Here is a 16773-nt window from a genome sequence, read left to right on the forward strand (position 1 = left end):
CATGAATCCATCCAAACGCGACGCGCTTTAGACCCTCTGCACAGAGGATTGACGGGTTCGATGGGTTGCAAGCTGGGCAGGCTGTCATGCAGCCCGGTGCGGCGAGGAAGCCGCTACTCCGCCGCCACCCCTTTCACTTCCAGATAGGATTCCATCGAATCGTCCATCGCCTGCAGCCAGGCCGTGTGGTGCAACGGCGCCATCGTGCCGGTCATCAGCGAGCGGTAGGCGTGGTCGCGGAAGCTCATGATGTCGTGCGCCTTGTGGTGCTCCCATTCCATGAAGGTCTGATTTGTCGCCTCGACGTCGAATCCCGGATAATCGGTCTGCTCCATCAACTCCTTGGTGTAGTCGCCCTGGAACCAGATCATCTGCTCGGCGTCTTCCAGCGTTTCCTCGCGCGCCCGCCATCTCCTGCCATGTTCCGCCATCACTTCTGCCGAGGGCAGTTCGATGCGGCCCATGATGACGTCGCGCGCGAACCAGGCCTGCGCGTCGAACATGTTGAAGGTGTAGAATTGGTCCTGCATGCCGATATAGGACAGCTGCGGGTTCTTCTCCCAGACGACGCCCTCATAGAGCCCGTCCGGCCACATGCGGTTGGCGGTCTTGAGCTTCAGATCCTCGGTGAGGAACGGGAATGAATGGAGGTAGCCCGTGCACAGGATGATGGCGTCGACATCCCTGGTGCTGCCGTCCTTGAAATGCGCGGTCTTGCCGACGACCTTCTGCAGCAGCGGCACTTCCTGCCAGTTGTCAGGCCATTTGAAGCCCATCGGCTTCGAGCGGTAGCTGGAGGTGATCGATTTGGCGCCGTATTTGTAGCATTGCGAGCCGATATCCTCGGCCGAATAGGAGCGGCCGATGATCAGGATGTCCTTGTCCTTGAATTCCATTGCGTCGCGGAAATCATGGCTGTGCAGGATGCGGCCATTGAAGCTCGAAAAACCCTCGAAATAGGGAACATTGGGTACGGAAAAATGCCCCGAGGCAACAACGACGTTGTCGAACTCTTCGGAATAGGTGACGTCGTTGGTGCGGTCATGCGCGGTGACGGTGAACTTTTTCGTCGCGTCGGAGAAGGTCACCATGCGCACCGGGCTGTTGAAGCGCACCCATTTGCGCACGTCGGATTTTTCGACGCGGCCCTTGATATAGTCCCACAGCACCGCGCGCGGCGGGTAGGAGCCGATCGGCCGGCCAAAGTGCTCCTCAAACGTGTAGTCGGCGAATTCGAGGCATTCCTTCGGTCCGTTCGACCAAAGGTAGCGGTACATCGAGCCATGCACCGGGTCGCCATGCTCGTCGAGGCCGGTGCGCCAGGTGTAATTCCACAGGCCGCCCCAGTCGGACTGCTTTTCGAAGCAGACGATTTCCGGAATGTCAGCACCCTTGTCGGCCGCCGACTTGAAGGCTCGAAGCTGGGCCATGCCGGAAGGTCCGGCTCCGATGACGGCAACACGACTTTTCATTGCGGGCCTCCCGGTTCATTTCTCTAACGAAACAAATTTCACTGACAGGACAGTAATTGCCCATTCGATGCTGTCAACAGGCCTTCTGCTGAAACCACGTTTCAGCAGATTGGATTTTCAGCAAAACCGCTGATGGCGGAAACCCGGAGAGCACGCCATTCGACATAAAGTGGCTTGCTGTCGCAGTTGCGCTCTGTATCCGCACTGAATATGTTCACCGTGAGTGAAATAAATCTGCAGAACGGGGTGGCGACATGGCGAAAAAAGCTTCCAATTTCAGGAATGGGGCAGCCGCCAAGGCCAAGCCATCGCCGAAGGGCGTGGCAACGATCCGGACGCCACTGACCCAGGACCCGCACGCTGTTCGCGACACTCGCGAAAAAGTCCTGGAGGTGGCGATCGGCCGCGAGGTGCGGGCGTTTCGCAAAAAACTCGGCATCACCGTCGCCGATCTTGCGGCTGCCACCGACATTTCGCTTGGCATGCTGTCGAAGATCGAAAACGGCATCACCTCGCCGTCGCTGACCACTTTGCAGGCGTTGTCGCGGGCGCTCGGCGTTCCGGTCACCGCCTTCTTCCGCCGCTTCGAGGAAGAGCGCAGCGCCGTCTTCGTCAAGGCCGGCGAAGGCCTCGACGTCGAGCGGCGCGGCACGCGTGCCGGCCACCAGTACAATCTGCTAGGCCATATCGGCTCCAACACCAGCGGCGTCGTCGTCGAGCCTTATCTGATCACGCTGACCGAAGATTCCGATGTGTTTCCGACCTTCCAGCACGAAGGCATAGAGTTCCTCTACATGCTTGAAGGCGAGGTTACCTACCGCCACGGCAACAACCTCTATCCGATGAAGCCCGGCGACAGCCTGTTCTTCGACGCCGATGCGCCGCACGGACCGGAAGTGCTGACAGCCCTGCCGATGCGCTATCTCTCGATCATCTGCTATCCGCAGAGTAGTGCGGGGTGAGCGGGACGCAAGCAGACCCCCTCACCCGGATTACCAACCGAATTGCGAAGGGCAATTCGGGGCAATCCGACCTCTCCCCGAGGGGAGAGGAGACCGGCAGCGCCGGCGCCTACCTCTCTTCTCCCCAGCGGGGAGAAGGTGGCCGCGAAGCGGCCGGATGAGGGGGACCTTGCTTTAGTCCGGCCCAAATCCTGGGCTTGTCGGGCTGCCGTCGTCGAGCTTCGACAGCCACTCGACCAGCGTCCGCCGATAGCGCGTCAAGCCCTTGTAATTGGCGAGTTCTTCGGGAAGGTCACGGATGACGCGGTGCAGGCGCCGCGCCCATTTCGGCTGCGTCACCAGTTCGTCCATCTTGATCAGATAGCAGCGGATCGGGAAGACGACGCCGTTCGAGCGCGGCAGCCGCCAGAAGCTCTGCAATTCGACGCGCAGATGGACCTTGTCACCGACGTTTTCGGGCGTCACCGTCGCCCGGTCCGGACCCCATTTGTGATAGTTTTCCGGGCTGGTGTCGAGGCGCGGATTGATGGTCATCGTCCAGTTCAGCCGCCGCGCCGGCTTGCCTTGCTGGATGTTGGTGAGGAATTTCAGCGCCCGGACGAATATGCCCCTCTCATGCGCCAGCGGCACCGGCGCGTGCCACTCGAAGAAATTCATGCCGATGTCGAAATCGAGCGACCAGTCGGCCTGGGTGGTGACCATGCCGGCGTCCATCCACAGATTGCCGTCGCGCTGGTCGAGGATGCAGAAATCGCCTTGTGATTGCCGCGTGATGTATTCCATCGGCCCATAGGGCAGCGTCGACACGTCACCGAAGGTGAAGGTGTCGTCGATGCCGAGCGGCCGGTTTATCCAGCGCCATCTGTCGCCATCGCGCGTCAGCGTGAAATGCTCGGGATAGCCCAGCGCCTGCTGTTCCATCAGAAGTTCGAGCAGGTCCCAGCCGGCCAGCGTCATGTGCGGCAGCGACTGGCAGCGCAGCGGGTCCTCCGCCAGCACCAAAGCGCGGTCCTGCATTTCGGCGACATAGTGCTCGTCAACGTCGATCAGGTTTTCGAGCACGCTGCCCTTCGGCCCCAGAACATGCGGCTCGATGTTGACCGCATACATGTAGCTGTCTTCGTGGAACGGGAACGGAAACCGCCTGATGTGCTCCGGGCTGTTCCTGAAGGTAAAATCGTTACGGAACGTTTCGTTACGAAAGGTGATGCCCAAGCTCCGCCTCCTATCTTTCCAGCACCAGCGACCTGCCCTCGAAGCGCGACACGCAAGGCATGATCTTCTTGCAGGATCGGTGCTCTTCCTCGCTCAGCCAGTGGTCGTTGTGGATGAATTTACCGTCATGCGCGATGACATTTGTTTCGCACTGGCCGCAGACGCCGCCGCGGCAGAGATAGGGCGGATCGACGCCGGCGGCCTCGATGGCCTCGAGCAGGCTCTGCTGCTCGCCAACGCGGATCGTCTTGCCGCTGACCGCCAGCGTCACGTCGAACGGCGCGCCGGGCTGCGGTGCGGCGAAATGCTCGAAATGCACAGTTTCCGCCGGCCAGCCCAGCGCAGCGGCACGATCGCACACCCAGCCGATCATGCCGGACGGGCCGCAGACATAGAGATGCGTGCCGAGCGGCTGCGACGACAGCAGCCGGTCGAGCTCGATGCGCTCGTCGCGATCGTCGTGATAGAGCCTGACCCGGCGGTCGTAGCGCTCTCTCAGCACATCGGCATAGGTGCCGAGCGATGCGGTGCGGCAGGTGTAGTGCAGCTCGAAATTGCCGCCTTGCGCCGCCAGCTGCGCGGTCTGCGCCATGAACGGCGTGATGCCGATGCCTCCCGCCAGCATCAGGTGTTTTCTGGCGCGCAAATCGAGCGAGAACAGATTGACCGGATAGCTGATCACCATCTCCATGCCCGGCCTGACGTTGCTGTGCATGAACAGCGAACCACCGCGGCCGACATCGTCGCGGCGCACCGAGATCGTGTATTCGCGCGTATCGAGCGGCGAGCCCATCAGCGAATAGGGATTCAGCCTGGTCCGCTCGCCGTCGCGCATTTCGACGACGACATGAGCGCCGCCGGAAAATGTCGGCAAAAGCTGCCCCTCGCGCCGGCGGAAATGGAAGCGCGTGACCAATTCGTTGACCGGGACGACATCGCTCACCACGACGTCAAGCTTGGTGGTGCCGGTGCTCATCGAAAGATCTCCTCCGTCGGAGGAATTTCGCTGCGGTCTTCCGCATTGATGCAGACGCCCTGGAACGCCGCGAGGCGCCTGGAATAGTGATCGCGTACCAGGAGAAGCAGGCCGCAATGCGAACAGGTCGCCGGCTGCGTCGTCACGTTCTCGGTGATGCCCTTGCAATGGACGCATTGGATGCGGCGCGCCAGCGAGCCGCGATGCTCGGTCTGGATCGAGGTGTGGTCGATGCCGGCTTCGAGCGCCACCTGCATGGCCTGGCCGATCAGCCCCTCGGTGCCGGCGAGATAGAGGCGCAGGCCCATATGCGCGTTGGCCAAGGTCTGCTTCAGCCGCGGCAAGGCGCTGGCGAAGGAAGGCCCCTGATAGAACTGCGCCGGCCTCAGCGCTTCGAGCGCGGCGACGTGATGGCCGTCATTGCCTGGGATGAAGATGATGTGGGCATCGGCAAAGAAGCCGGCGGGCGCCTTGGCGGCCAGGTCTGATATCGCCAGCGCTCCCTCAGCATCCGCCACGAAAAGATGGTGCTTGCCGGGTTGCGGCGACAGGGTTCCGTAGACCGGCCGGCTGATGATGCTTTTCGCTGCCATTCTCCCAGTATGCCTCAGCCTTTCGCCGTGCGCTTGGTCTTCTTCGGATCATCGAACGGAAGCGGCTCAGCCGTCGCGCTGATGGCGCCGCTCTGGTTGCGGATCTCGAGCCTGGTGCCCTGGACGGCACAGTCCACGTCGAGCCGGGCAATGCCCATCGATTTCTGGACCAGCGGCGAATACATGGCGCAGGTCACCACGCCGACCTTTTTGCCGTCGCGATAGATCGGCGCGCCCTCGTCGGCCGGCTCCTTGCCTTCAAGCAGCACGCCGAAGATCTTGAACCGCTCCTTGCCCTTGAGGCGGTAGTGCTCCTCGGCACCGCGAAAGCCTGTCTTGCCGGGGCTGACGGTGAAGTCGAGGCCGAGTTCCCACAGCGTGTCGCCGGGGCCTTCGTTCTCGAACGGATATTTCTGCGAATTGTCGTAGGGGTAGAACAAGAGGTAGCTCTCGACACGCAGCATATCGAGCGTGGTGAACCGGCACGGGATAATGCCGGCGCTCTTGCCCTCATCGAGGATTGTGTCCCAGATCGTGTCGGCATCCTGGCCACGGCAGAAGATCTCGTAGCCGCGTTCGCCGGTGTAGCCGGTGCGCGAGATCATCACCGGAAAACCGAATAGTCGCGTCTGCATGTGATGGAAATAGGCGAGGTCACGAATGCCCGGCACATGCTTTGCCAGATAATCGACTGATGTCGGCCCCTGCAGCGAAAGGTCGTGCAGATTGTCGTCGAAACGCAGCGAGACATCGCGGCCCATGGCGGCGCGCTGCAACTCCTCATGGCCGGTGCCCGAACCGTGCACGACCATCCAGGCATTCGGGCCGGTGCGGTAGAGGATGCAATCGTCGGTGAACTTGCCGGCCTCGTTGAGCATGCAGGCATAGGCCGACTTGCCGGGATAGATCTTTTCCACGTCGCGCGTCGTCGCCAGGTCGATCAGATGCGAGGCATGCGGCCCGGTGATGTGGACCTTCTTCAGGCCCGACACGTCCATCAGCCCGGCCTTGGTGCGGATGGCGATGTATTCCTCGTCGGCGTCCTTGTCGTAGGTCCAGGCGGTGCCCATCCCGCTCCAGTCTTCGAGCTTCGAACCGAGCGCACGATGGCGATCCGCCAAGGTCGAAAATCTCCAGGATGCGGTCATGGACTTGTTTCTCCTCAACACGATTGCCGACGTTTCGCCGCTTCAGGGCACTGAGGCCCGGCGGCGGTCCGCGCCATATTGACTCAAAACTCCAAAAGCGCGCAATACTAACATGCAAAAAGTTTTACTGAGAGGCAAGGAACGCAACTGAACGGAGGGGACATGCAATGGAAGGGAATCTCAACGCGCTAACGATCGGCCTCGTCTACTGGATCGGGTGGCACGTCCTCCAGACGCGCCACGAGAACGCTGAAATCGAAGCCGATATGGCTGCGGATCGCACCGGAGAGGAAACCAGAAAGGCGATCGATCGCCATTAAGTCGCCGCCGGTCGCCCTGGCGCGTCATTTGCGCCAGGCGACTTGTCCAAGATGAAAAAAACTTTCATACGAGTTGAATTCGCTTGGTGAAGCTGGTAGCACCTAAATCATACCTCAGCTCGGGAGCCTGACATGTGCGGAATCGTCGGACTGTTTTTGAAGGACAAGTCGCTCGAGCCCCGGCTTGGCTCGATGCTTTCGGAGATGCTGATCTCGCTCAGCGATCGCGGTCCCGACAGCGCCGGCATCGCCATCTATGGAGCGCCATCCGGCAACGTGGCCAAGATCACCATCCAGTCGGCAAAGCCGGAGCACGATTTCCGCAACCTGGATGCCGAACTCGCCAGGGCGATCGGAACGCCGGTGAACATCGCGGTGAAATCGACGCATGCGGTCGTCAGGACGCCGCCCGACAAGATCGATGAAGTGCGCGAGGCCATCCAGACGCTGCGCCCAGACGTCCGCATCATGGGTGCCGGCGACGTCGTCGAAATCTACAAGGAAGTCGGCTTGCCCGAAGCGGTCGTCGACCGTTTCGACGTGCGCAGCATGACCGGCACGCACGGCATCGGCCATACCCGCATGGCGACGGAATCGGCAGTGACGACGATGGGCGCGCATCCGTTCTCGACCGGCGCCGACCAGTGCCTGGTGCACAACGGCTCGCTGTCCAATCACAACAATGTCCGTCGCGAGCTGATCCGCGAAGGCATGAAATTCGAAACCGAGAATGACACGGAAGTCGCGGCCGCCTATCTCTCCTCGCAGATGGCACATGGCAAGAATCTCGGCGAGGCGCTGGAAGGCACGCTGAGCGACCTCGACGGCTTCTTCACCTTCGTCGTCGGCACCAAGAACGGCTTCGGCGTGGTGCGCGATCCGATCGCCTGCAAGCCTGCCGTCATGGCCGAGACCGACCAGTATGTCGCCTTCGGCTCGGAATATCGCGCGCTCACCAAACTGCCCGGCATAGACAATGCGAGGGTCTGGGAACCCGAGCCCGCAACCGTCTATTTCTGGGAGCATTGAGTTCATGCCGGCAATCAACGTCTCCAAAGCACTCGACCAGAGCCATGCGTCACGGGTCTTCGACCTGGCCGAGATGCCGCTGCGCGAGCTCAACCAGGCGCTTCATAATTTGACCCTCGGTTCGAACGAGACCGCCTGGGAAGTGCTCAATCCGAAAGGCAGCCATTCGGTCGCCGTCGGCGTCGACCAGCCGGTCACCATCGATGTCCGCGGCAGTGTCGGCTATTATTGCGGCGGCATGAACGACGGCAGCGCCATCACCGTGCATGGCTCGGCCGGACCCGGCGTCGGCGAAAACATGATGTCGGGTTCGATAACGGTCAAAGGCGACGCCAGCCAATATGCCGGCGCCACCGGCAGGGGCGGGCTACTGGTCATTGAGGGTAACGCGTCGTCGCGCTGCGGCATTTCGATGAAGGGCATCGACATCGTCGTCCATGGCAATATCGGCCACATGTCGGCCTTCATGGCGCAGTCCGGCAATCTGGTGGTGCTGGGCGACACCGGCGATGCGCTCGGCGATTCCATCTACGAGGCGCGGCTGTTCGTGCGCGGCAAGGTCGGCAGCCTCGGCGCCGACTGCATCGCCAAGGAGATGCGGCCCCAGCATCTGGAACTCCTGCAAGGCCTGCTCGACCGCGCCGGGGTGACCGGCGTCAAAGCGGCGGAGTTCACGCGTTACGGCTCGGCGCGCACGCTCTACAACTTCAACATCGACAACGCCGACGCGTATTGAGGCTCAATGACTTATCGCAACCCGCCGACGACGCCGCGCAAATCAGCGACCTTCGACGACTACACGCTCTCCGAGATCCGCCGCGCCGCGGCGACCGGCATCTATGATATTCGCGGCGCCGGCGCCAAGCGCAAGCTGCCGCATTTCGACGACCTGCTGGTGCTGGGCGCCTCGATCTCGCGCTATCCGCTGGAAGGCTATCGCGAGCGCTGCGACACCAGCGTGGTGCTGGGTTCGCGCCATGCGAAAAAGCCGATCGAGCTGAAAATCCCGATCACCATCGCCGGCATGAGTTTTGGCTCGCTGTCCGGTCCAGCCAAGGAAGCGCTCGGCCGCGGTGCGACGCTGTCCGGCACCTCGACGACCACCGGCGACGGCGGCATGACCGAGGAAGAGCGCGGCCATTCCAAGACGCTGGTCTATCAGTACCTGCCGTCGCGCTACGGCATGAACCCGCGCGACTTGCGCCGGGCAGATGCGATCGAGATCGTCGTCGGCCAGGGCGCCAAGCCCGGTGGCGGCGGCATGCTGCTTGGCCAGAAGATCTCCGACCGCGTCGCCGAAATGCGCACGCTGCCCAAGGGTATCGACCAGCGTTCGGCCTCGCGTCACCCCGACTGGACCGGGCCGGACGATCTCGAGATCAAGATCCTGGAGCTGCGCGAAATCACCGACTGGGAAAAGCCGATCTACGTCAAGGTCGGCGGCGCGCGGCCCTATTACGACACAGCACTTGCGGTGAAATCAGGCGCAGATGTCGTCGTGGTCGACGGCATGCAGGGCGGCACCGCCGCAACCCAGGAAGTGTTCATCGAGAATGTCGGCCAGCCGACACTTGCCTGCATAAGACCGGCGGTGCAGGCGCTGCAGGATCTCGGCATGCACCGCAAGGTGCAGCTGATCGTCTCCGGCGGCATCCGCAACGGCGCCGATGTCGCCAAGGCGCTGGCGCTCGGCGTCGACGCGGTGTCGATCGGCACGGCAGCACTTGTCGCGCTCGGCGATAACGATCCGAGCTGGGAGGCGGAATACAACGAACTCGGCACCACCGCCGGCGCCTATGACGACTGGCATGAGGGACGCGACCCGGCCGGCATCACCACGCAGGATCCCGAGCTGATGAAGCGGGTCGACCCGATCGCCGCCGGACGACGATTGGCGAATTACCTGAAGGTGATGACGCTGGAGGCGCAGACCATTGCCCGCGCCTGCGGCAAGAACAGCCTGCACAATCTCGAGCCCGAGGATCTCGTCGCGCTCACGATTGAAGCCGCCGCTATGGCCGGCGTGCCGCTGGCCGGCACCAACTGGATACCGGGGAAGAACGGCTTCTGATACCAAACTACCAAATACCAATAAGCGAGGAACTATAATGGGGAACGATCTCGCCGCCTTCGCCAAAGAGAACGGCGTCAAATATTTCATGATTTCCTACACCGACCTGTTCGGTGGGCAGCGCGCCAAGCTGGTGCCGGCGCAGGCTATCGCCGACATGCAGAAGGACGGTGCCGGCTTTGCCGGCTTTGCCACATGGCTCGACCTGACGCCGGCGCATCCCGACATGCTGGCGGTGCCGGATCCGGATTCGGTCATCCAGTTGCCGTGGAAGCCGGAGGTCGCCTGGGTCGCCGCCAACTGCATCATGGACGACAAGTCGGTCGCCCAGGCGCCGCGCAACACGCTGAAGCGGTTGATCACTGAGGCGGCCGGCGACGGCATGCATGTCAAGACCGGCGTCGAGGCCGAGTTCTTCCTGATCTCGCCTGACGGCAAGACCATTTCCGACGAATACGACACGGCGTCAAAGCCCTGCTACGACCAGCAAGCGGTGATGCGCCGCTACGATGTCATCGCCGAGATCTGTGACCATATGCTGGCGCTCGGTTGGGGCGCCTACCAGAACGACCATGAGGACGCCAACGGGCAGTTCGAGATGAACTGGGCCTTCGACGATGCGCTGGCGACCGCCGACAAGCATTCCTTCTTCAAGTTCATGGTGAGGTCCGTTGCCGAAAAGCACGGCCTGCGCGCGACCTTCATGCCGAAGCCATTCCCCGGCCTGACCGGCAATGGCTGTCATGCCCACATCTCTGTGTGGGACAAATCAGGCACAACCAATGTCTTTGCCGACAACGCCATGGAGCTCGGCCTGTCGGCGAAGGGCAAGAATTTCCTTGGGGGCATCATGAAGCATGCCTCAGCACTCGCCGCGATCACCAACCCGACGGTCAATTCCTACAAGCGCATCAATGCGCCGCGCACCATTTCGGGCGCAACCTGGGCGCCCAACTCGGTGACCTGGACCGGCAACAACCGCACCCACATGGTGCGCGTGCCCGGACCCGGCCGTTTCGAGCTGCGTCTGCCCGACGGCGCGGCAAACCCTTATCTGCTGCAGGCCGTCATCATCGCCGCCGGCCTCGACGGCATCCGCTCGAAGGCCGATCCCGGCAGGCGCTACGACATCGACATGTACCAGTTCGGACATACGGTGGAGGGCGCGCCGAAGCTGCCGCTCAACCTGCTCGATGCATTGCGCGAGTTCGACAATGATAAATCGCTCAAGGCGGCGCTGGGTGAGGAATTCTCGTCGGCTTATCTAAAGCTCAAGCACCAGGAATGGAATTCCTATGCTTCCCACTTCACCCAGTGGGAGCGTGACCACACGCTGGATATCTAAAGCATCGGACCGAAAAGTGTGAAGCGGTTTTCGGATAAATCCGATGCGTCAAGAAAGGTCCTGCGTGGCGCGAGCGATCTCGGAATAGATTTATGAAATACTCGATCTTCTCCCTCGCCCGCGCCGCATTTTCCGGCCACAAGACCTGGCAGCGTACCTGGCGCGACGCCAGCCCGAAGGACCGCTACGACGTGGTGATTATCGGCGGCGGCGGTCACGGCCTGGCGACGGCATGGTTCCTCGCCAGTGAGTACGGCATCAGGAATGTCGCCGTGCTCGAAAAGGGCTGGATCGGCTCCGGCAATGCCGGCCGCAACACCACCATCATCCGCTCCAATTACGGGCTGCCCGGCAATACCGGCTTCTACGAGCTGTCTATGAAGCTGTGGGAGCGCATGGAGCAGGACCTCAACTACAACACGATGGTCAGCCAGCGCGGCGTCATCAACCTCTATCATTCCGACGCGCAGCGCGACGCCTATGCGCGGCGCGGCAACACCATGCGCATCAACGGCATCGATGCCGAGCTGCTCGACCTGGCGGCGGTCAGGAAGATGATGCCGTTCCTGAACTTCGACAATGCACGCTTTCCCGTGCAAGGCGGCCTGCTGCAGCGCCGCGGCGGCGCGGCACGCCACGACGCGGTGGTCTGGGGCTATGCTCATGCGGCGAGCGGGCTCGGTGTCGACATCATCCAGAACTGCGAGGTGACAGGTTTTGCGCGCGATGCCAACGGCAAGGTGACCGGCGTCGAGACATCGCGCGGCACAATCGGCGCCGGCAAGGTCGGCATGGCCGTTGCCGGCAGTTCGTCGCGGGTCGCGGCGATGGCGGGACTGCGGCTGCCGATCGAGAGCCATGTGCTGCAGGCCTTCGTCTCCGAAGCGATCAAGCCGCTGATCCCCAACGTCATGACCTTCGGCGCCGGCCATTTCTACGTCAGCCAGTCCGACAAGGGCGGACTGGTCTTCGGCGGCGACATAGACGGCTACAATTCCTATGCCCAGCGCGGCAACATGCCTGTGATGGAAGACGTCTGCGAGGGCGGCATGGCGCTTATGCCGATGATCGGTCGCGTGCGCCTCTTGCGCCAGTGGGGCGGCATCATGGACATGTCGATGGACGGCTCGCCGATCATCGACAAGACCCCGGTGGACGGGCTCTATCTCAATGCCGGCTGGTGTTATGGCGGCTTCAAGGCAACGCCCGGCTCGGGCCTTGTGTTTGCCCATCTTCTGGCCCGCGACGAACCGCATAGGGAGGCCGCCAGATTCCGCCTCGACCGATTCCGGCGGGGCGCGATGATCGATGAAAAGGGCGTCGGCGCCCAACCGAACCTGCACTGAGGACGGTCCAAAAAGCATGCGTATTGTCTGTCCCTTCTGCGGCGAACGCGAACTCGGTGAATTCACCTATCTGGGCGACGCCAAGCCGCTGCGGCCGGCAGCCGGTGGCTCGGAAGACGAGGTGTTCGACTACGTCTATCTGCGCGACAACATTGCCGGCGAGACCAGCGAACATTGGTACCATGGCGGCGGCTGCCGGGCCTGGCTGAAGATCGCCCGCAACACGCTGACACACGAGATTTCCTCGGTCGAGCCGGCGGCGGGAGTCGGGGCAAGGCAGGTGGCAAAATGAGTATTCTTAGCCAACTCAGCGCCGCCCCTCATCCGCCTGCCGGCACCTTCTCCCCGTATAGTGACGGGGAGAAGGGAGATGGCCGCAACCTCGGCGCCCTTCCTGCTACGCTGGAGATTGGCGAAACCCTCAGTGAAGGCGTCCTTCTCCCCGTCACTATACGGGGAGAAGTGCCCGGCAGGGCGATGAGGGGCAGCGCGACGCTCTTGCATGGGGGCCGGGCATCGTGATTTCCAGCCAACCCAATCGTCTGCCATCCGGCGGTCTCATCGACCGCTCGGCGCCGCTGAATTTTCGCTTCGACGGCAAAACCTTTGCCGGCTTCCAGGGCGACACGCTCGCCTCGGCGCTGATTGCCAATGGCGTCAGGCTGGTCGGCCGCTCGTTCAAATACCATCGGCCGCGCGGCATCCTGACATCAGGCTCGGAAGAACCCAACGCGCTGGTCGAGCTGCGCACTGGTGCGCGGTGCGAGCCGAACACCAAGGCGACCACGGCAGAACTTTATGACGGGCTGGAAGCCGCCAGCCAGAACCGCTGGCCGTCGCTGCGCCACGATCTGATGGCGGTGAACCAGCTGTTTTCGCCGATCTTCGTCGCTGGCTTCTACTACAAGACCTTCATGTGGCCGGCAAAATTCTGGGAGGCGATCTACGAGCCGGCGATCCGCCGCGCCGCCGGTCTCGGACGCGCGGCGGGCGTTGCCGACCCCGACCATTACGACAAGGCCTGGGCGCATTGCGACGTACTGATCGCCGGCTCCGGCCCGGCCGGGCTGGCGGCAGCGCTCGCCGCGGGGCGCAGCGGCGCCCGCGTCATCCTGTGCGAGGAAGATTTTGCGCTTGGCGGCCGCCTGCTTGCCGATGGCGGCACGATCGACGGCATGCCGGCAGCCGAATGGATTTCCCGCACGCTGGCCGAACTCGCTACGCTGCCCGATGTCCGCATCATGACCCGCACGACGCTGTTCGGCGTCTATGACGGCGGCACCTATGGCGCCATCGAACGGATCAACGATCACCTGCCCTCCCCGCCCGAACACCAAGTGCGCCAGCGGCTGTGGCGGATCGTCGCCAAACGCTGTGTCGTTGCCGCCGGCGCTATCGAACGGCCGATCGTCTTTGCCGGCAACGACACGCCCGGCGTGATAATGGCTTCGGCAATGCGGACCTATGTCGCGCGCTATGCGGCGACCCCTGCGAAGCGGATCGCCCTGTTCACCAACAATGAGGATGGCTGGCGCACGGTCAAAACCGCGCTTGGCGCCGGACTGCAGATCGCCACGGTCATCGATGCGCGTCCGGACGTGTCCGCCACGCATCGCGCGCTCGCCGCCAAGGCCGGCTTTGCCGTTTTGAACGGCTCCGTCGTCGGTGTCGAAGGCGGTAAGGACGGTGTCAGGAAAATCTCGATATCGCTGACCGGCGGCGCACGCGCCGAAGTCGAAGCCGACGGGCTTGCCGTTTCCGGCGGCTGGAACCCGGCGGTCGGGCTGGCCTCATGCCATCGCGGCCGGCCGAAATGGCAGGACGAAATATCAGCCTTCGTGCCGGACGGCGCGCCTCCCGGCATGGTGGCCGCCGGTGCCGCCAACGGCGCTTTTGGGCTCGGCGCCTGCCTGCGACAGGGATTCGCCGCCGGTGCGGCGGCAGCGCAGAGTGCCGGACACAGCGGCAATGCCGGCGCTCCGCCAGTCGCCGACGACGAGGCTTTTTCGCTGACCCCGCTCTGGCATGTTGCCGGCAAAGGGAAAGCCTTTGTCGACTACCAGCACGACGTCACCGCCGCAGACATCGAACTGGCGCAGCGCGAAGGTTTTGAATCCGTCGAGCATCTGAAACGCTACACGACGCTCGGCATGGCCACCGACCAGGGCAAGACCTCGAACGCCGCAGGCCTCGCCATCATGGCGGCGGTATCAGGCAAATCCATCCCCGAGACCGGCACGACGATCTATCGCCCGCCCTATGTGCCGGTCGCCATCGGCGCCTTCGCCGGCCATCATCGCGACGAGAATTTTCATGCGACGCGGCTGACGCCGTCGCATCACTGGGCGGCCGAACAGGGCGCGGTGTTCGTCGACACCGGCCTGTGGAAGCGCGCGCAATGGTATCCGCGCGCCGGCGAGAAGGACTGGCTGGAATCGGTCACCCGCGAGGTCAAGGCGGTGCGCGGCGGCGTCGGCTTCTGCGACGTCTCGACGCTCGGCAAAATCGACGTGCACGGCCCGGATGCCGGCGCCTTCCTCGATCGCGTCTACATCAACACCTTCTCCAATCTTGCTGTGGGAAAAGCGCGCTACGGGCTGATGCTGCGCGAGGACGGCATGGTCTATGACGACGGCACCACGTCGCGTCTGGCCGAGGATCATTATTTCCTGACCACCACCACTGCCAAGGCCGGGCCGGTGATGCAGCATCTCGAATTCTGCCGGCAGGTGCTGTTCCCAGAACTCGACGTGCAGCTCACGTCAGTCTCCGACCAGTGGGCGCAATTCTCGATCGCCGGGCCGAGCACGCGGGAGTTGCTGAAACAGGTCGTTGATGAATCCGAGGACCTCTCGAACGAGGGGTTTCCATTCATGGGAGCGCGGGAAGTAGCGCTTCGCGGCGGCATCGGGGCGCGGCTGTTCCGCATTTCGTTCTCCGGCGAGATGGCGTTCGAGATTTCCGTTCCGGCCCGCTACGGCGACGCGCTGGTGCGCAATCTGACGCTAGCCGGCAAACAATTCGGCGTGACGCCCTACGGCACCGAGGCGCTCGGCGTCATGCGCATCGAAAAGGGCCATGTCGCCGGGCCGGAACTGAACGGCACGACGACCGCCGCCGATCTCGGGCTTGGCAAGATGATGTCGACCAGGAAGGATTTTATTGGCCGCGTCATGGCCGGGCGCGAGGCGCTGGTCGCACCGGATCGGCAGGTCGTGGTCGGCATCAAACCGCCCGACAAGACGCGCCGCCTGCGCTCCGGCGCGCATATCATTCCGAAGGCCGAGAAACCGGGTCCGGACAACGATCAGGGCTATGTCACCTCGGTCTGTTTCTCGCCGACGCTTGACCAGTGGATCGGGCTCGCGCTTGTCGAGCGCGGCCGCGAGCGCATCGGCGAGATCGTCCATGCGCATGACCCGCTGCGCGGCGAAGACTATGACGTCGAGCTGTGCAATCCCGTCTTCTACGATCCGGATGGAGGGCGCCAGCGTGGCTGAAATTTCGTGGATTTCTCGCAGTCCGCTGGAGCACGCACTTGTCGTGGGCGCCTATGGCGCGCGCGACGTCGCGTCGGGCATTTCGCTCACCGAGATTCGCAATTTCGACCTGATCCAGATCATGGCGCGGCGCGGCAAAGGGGCGGAACTGGCAAACGCCGCCAAGGCCCGTTTCGGCATGGCGGCTCCGGAGGTGCCGAAGACCGTCAGCGCTTCGGACGTGATGCTCACCTGGTCGGGACCGGATCAGTTCCTCGTCCTGTCCAAGGGCGGCAAGCACGCGATCGACATTTTGAGCCAGGCGTTCTCGCGATCCGCCTCGCTCTCGGACCAGTCGCATGCGCGCGCCCTGATCAGCGTCTCGGGAACGAAGGCGCGCGCCATGCTGGCCAAGCTGTCGTCGCTCGACCTGCACCCGGCGTCATTCCCGATCGGCGCCGCTGCCGCGACATCGATCGATCATACCAGTGTCAATCTCTGGCGTGGAAATGACCGGCCGGATGGGCAGGCGGTGTTCAATCTTCTGGTGTTTGCCACCTTCGCCGAAAGCCTGTGGCGCACGATGCTCGACGCTGCCGCCGAATACGGCGTTGATATCGGGCATTCCGAGGAGTTGGGGTAGCATTTGCTTCTTCTCTTCTCCCCTTGTGGGAGAAGGTGGATTGGCGCGTAGCGCCAAGACGGTTGAGGGGTGTTGGACGGAGTGCGGCCGATGCCAAGCTGGAGCACACCCCTTGCATGTTCGGATTGCGGCTATTTGTGCAAGATAGCTGTACTCCCCGACGGATGGCCGTCC

Annotated in this window: 15 protein-coding genes; 9 read left to right on the forward strand and 6 right to left on the reverse strand. The window is 62.9% G+C overall.

The features are described from left to right. Positions 1–113: 113 nt before the first annotated feature. On the reverse strand, positions 114–1472 hold the full coding sequence (locus AC0NIE_RS30080; RefSeq protein WP_473488291.1) for an NAD(P)-binding domain-containing protein: 1359 nt from the start codon (positions 1470–1472) through the stop codon (positions 114–116). Between the two features lie 254 nt (positions 1473–1726). On the opposite strand from AC0NIE_RS30080, the gene AC0NIE_RS30085 reads away from it, so the two are divergent. Next, positions 1727–2434: a helix-turn-helix domain-containing protein gene (locus tag AC0NIE_RS30085; RefSeq protein ID WP_473488292.1), complete on the forward strand. Its 708-nt coding sequence runs from the start codon at positions 1727–1729 to the stop codon at positions 2432–2434. Positions 2435–2608: 174 nt separating this feature from the next. On the opposite strand, the gene AC0NIE_RS30090 is transcribed toward AC0NIE_RS30085, so the two are convergent. The 5 genes from AC0NIE_RS30090 to AC0NIE_RS30110 form a co-directional block, all read right to left on the reverse strand. Then, on the reverse strand, positions 2609–3649 hold the full coding sequence (locus tag AC0NIE_RS30090; protein ID WP_473488293.1) for a heme-dependent oxidative N-demethylase family protein: 1041 nt from the start codon (positions 3647–3649) through the stop codon (positions 2609–2611). A 10-nt stretch (positions 3650–3659) separates the two neighbouring features. Next, a complete protein-coding gene (locus AC0NIE_RS30095) occupies positions 3660–4625 on the reverse strand; it encodes a PDR/VanB family oxidoreductase (RefSeq protein ID WP_473488294.1) in 966 nt (321 codons plus the stop codon). Continuing rightward, a complete protein-coding gene (locus AC0NIE_RS30100) occupies positions 4622–5218 on the reverse strand; it encodes a dimethylamine monooxygenase subunit DmmA family protein (protein WP_473488295.1) in 597 nt (198 codons plus the stop codon). The genes AC0NIE_RS30095 and AC0NIE_RS30100 overlap by 4 nt, the downstream gene beginning before the upstream one ends. A 14-nt stretch (positions 5219–5232) precedes the next feature. Beyond that, positions 5233–6366 (reverse strand): aminomethyl transferase family protein, encoded by a 1134-nt coding sequence (locus AC0NIE_RS30105; protein WP_473488296.1) that lies wholly within the window; start codon positions 6364–6366, stop codon positions 5233–5235. 188 nt (positions 6367–6554) lie between these two features. Continuing rightward, complete coding sequence (locus AC0NIE_RS30110) at positions 6555–6683, reverse strand: hypothetical protein (RefSeq protein WP_473488297.1); 129 nt, start codon at positions 6681–6683, stop codon at positions 6555–6557. Between the two features lie 135 nt (positions 6684–6818). Here AC0NIE_RS30110 and AC0NIE_RS30115 point away from each other — a divergent pair, with 135 nt between their 5' ends. From AC0NIE_RS30115 to AC0NIE_RS30150, 8 genes are all read left to right on the forward strand, one after another. Continuing rightward, positions 6819–7715 (forward strand): class II glutamine amidotransferase, encoded by an 897-nt coding sequence (locus AC0NIE_RS30115; protein WP_473488298.1) that lies wholly within the window; start codon positions 6819–6821, stop codon positions 7713–7715. A 4-nt stretch (positions 7716–7719) separates the two neighbouring features. Next, positions 7720–8451 carry a GltB/FmdC/FwdC-like GXGXG domain-containing protein gene (locus AC0NIE_RS30120; RefSeq protein WP_473488299.1) on the forward strand — a complete coding sequence of 244 codons (732 nt, stop codon included), beginning with the start codon at positions 7720–7722 and terminating at the stop codon, positions 8449–8451. Between the two features lie 6 nt (positions 8452–8457). Beyond that, on the forward strand, positions 8458–9786 hold the full coding sequence (locus tag AC0NIE_RS30125; RefSeq protein WP_473488300.1) for an FMN-binding glutamate synthase family protein: 1329 nt from the start codon (positions 8458–8460) through the stop codon (positions 9784–9786). A gap of 37 nt (positions 9787–9823) precedes the next feature. After that, entirely contained in the window at positions 9824–11131 is a 1308-nt protein-coding gene (glnT, locus tag AC0NIE_RS30130; RefSeq protein ID WP_473488301.1) for a type III glutamate--ammonia ligase, read from the forward strand. A gap of 92 nt (positions 11132–11223) precedes the next feature. Next, complete coding sequence (locus AC0NIE_RS30135) at positions 11224–12477, forward strand: sarcosine oxidase subunit beta family protein (protein WP_473488302.1); 1254 nt, start codon at positions 11224–11226, stop codon at positions 12475–12477. 16 nt (positions 12478–12493) lie between these two features. Then, entirely contained in the window at positions 12494–12769 is a 276-nt protein-coding gene (locus AC0NIE_RS30140) for a sarcosine oxidase subunit delta (RefSeq protein WP_123146941.1), read from the forward strand. A gap of 229 nt (positions 12770–12998) precedes the next feature. Further along, on the forward strand, positions 12999–15977 hold the full coding sequence (locus tag AC0NIE_RS30145) for a sarcosine oxidase subunit alpha (protein ID WP_473488308.1): 2979 nt from the start codon (positions 12999–13001) through the stop codon (positions 15975–15977). Further along, on the forward strand, positions 15970–16599 hold the full coding sequence (locus AC0NIE_RS30150) for a sarcosine oxidase subunit gamma (protein ID WP_473488303.1): 630 nt from the start codon (positions 15970–15972) through the stop codon (positions 16597–16599). The genes AC0NIE_RS30145 and AC0NIE_RS30150 overlap by 8 nt, the downstream gene beginning before the upstream one ends. The last annotated feature ends 174 nt before the right edge of the window (positions 16600–16773 follow it).

Source organism: Mesorhizobium sp. WSM4842 (assembly GCF_055901575.1).

Bases quoted from the DNA above. Each gene is read 5' to 3' on its own strand.
- AC0NIE_RS30080 (WP_473488291.1), bottom strand. From the start codon at position 1,472: ATGAAAAGTCGTGTTGCCGTCATCGGAGCCGGACCTTCCGGCATGGCC.
- AC0NIE_RS30085 (WP_473488292.1), top strand. From the start codon at position 1,727: ATGGCGAAAAAAGCTTCCAATTTCAGGAATGGGGCAGCCGCCAAGGCC.
- AC0NIE_RS30095 (WP_473488294.1), bottom strand. From the start codon at position 4,625: ATGAGCACCGGCACCACCAAGCTTGACGTCGTGGTGAGCGATGTCGTC.
- AC0NIE_RS30100 (WP_473488295.1), bottom strand. From the start codon at position 5,218: ATGGCAGCGAAAAGCATCATCAGCCGGCCGGTCTACGGAACCCTGTCG.
- AC0NIE_RS30105 (WP_473488296.1), bottom strand. From the start codon at position 6,366: ATGACCGCATCCTGGAGATTTTCGACCTTGGCGGATCGCCATCGTGCG.
- AC0NIE_RS30110 (WP_473488297.1), bottom strand. From the start codon at position 6,683: ATGGCGATCGATCGCCTTTCTGGTTTCCTCTCCGGTGCGATCCGCAGC.
- AC0NIE_RS30115 (WP_473488298.1), top strand. From the start codon at position 6,819: ATGTGCGGAATCGTCGGACTGTTTTTGAAGGACAAGTCGCTCGAGCCC.
- AC0NIE_RS30120 (WP_473488299.1), top strand. From the start codon at position 7,720: ATGCCGGCAATCAACGTCTCCAAAGCACTCGACCAGAGCCATGCGTCA.
- AC0NIE_RS30125 (WP_473488300.1), top strand. From the start codon at position 8,458: ATGACTTATCGCAACCCGCCGACGACGCCGCGCAAATCAGCGACCTTC.
- glnT (WP_473488301.1), top strand. From the start codon at position 9,824: ATGGGGAACGATCTCGCCGCCTTCGCCAAAGAGAACGGCGTCAAATAT.
- AC0NIE_RS30135 (WP_473488302.1), top strand. From the start codon at position 11,224: ATGAAATACTCGATCTTCTCCCTCGCCCGCGCCGCATTTTCCGGCCAC.
- AC0NIE_RS30140 (WP_123146941.1), top strand. From the start codon at position 12,494: ATGCGTATTGTCTGTCCCTTCTGCGGCGAACGCGAACTCGGTGAATTC.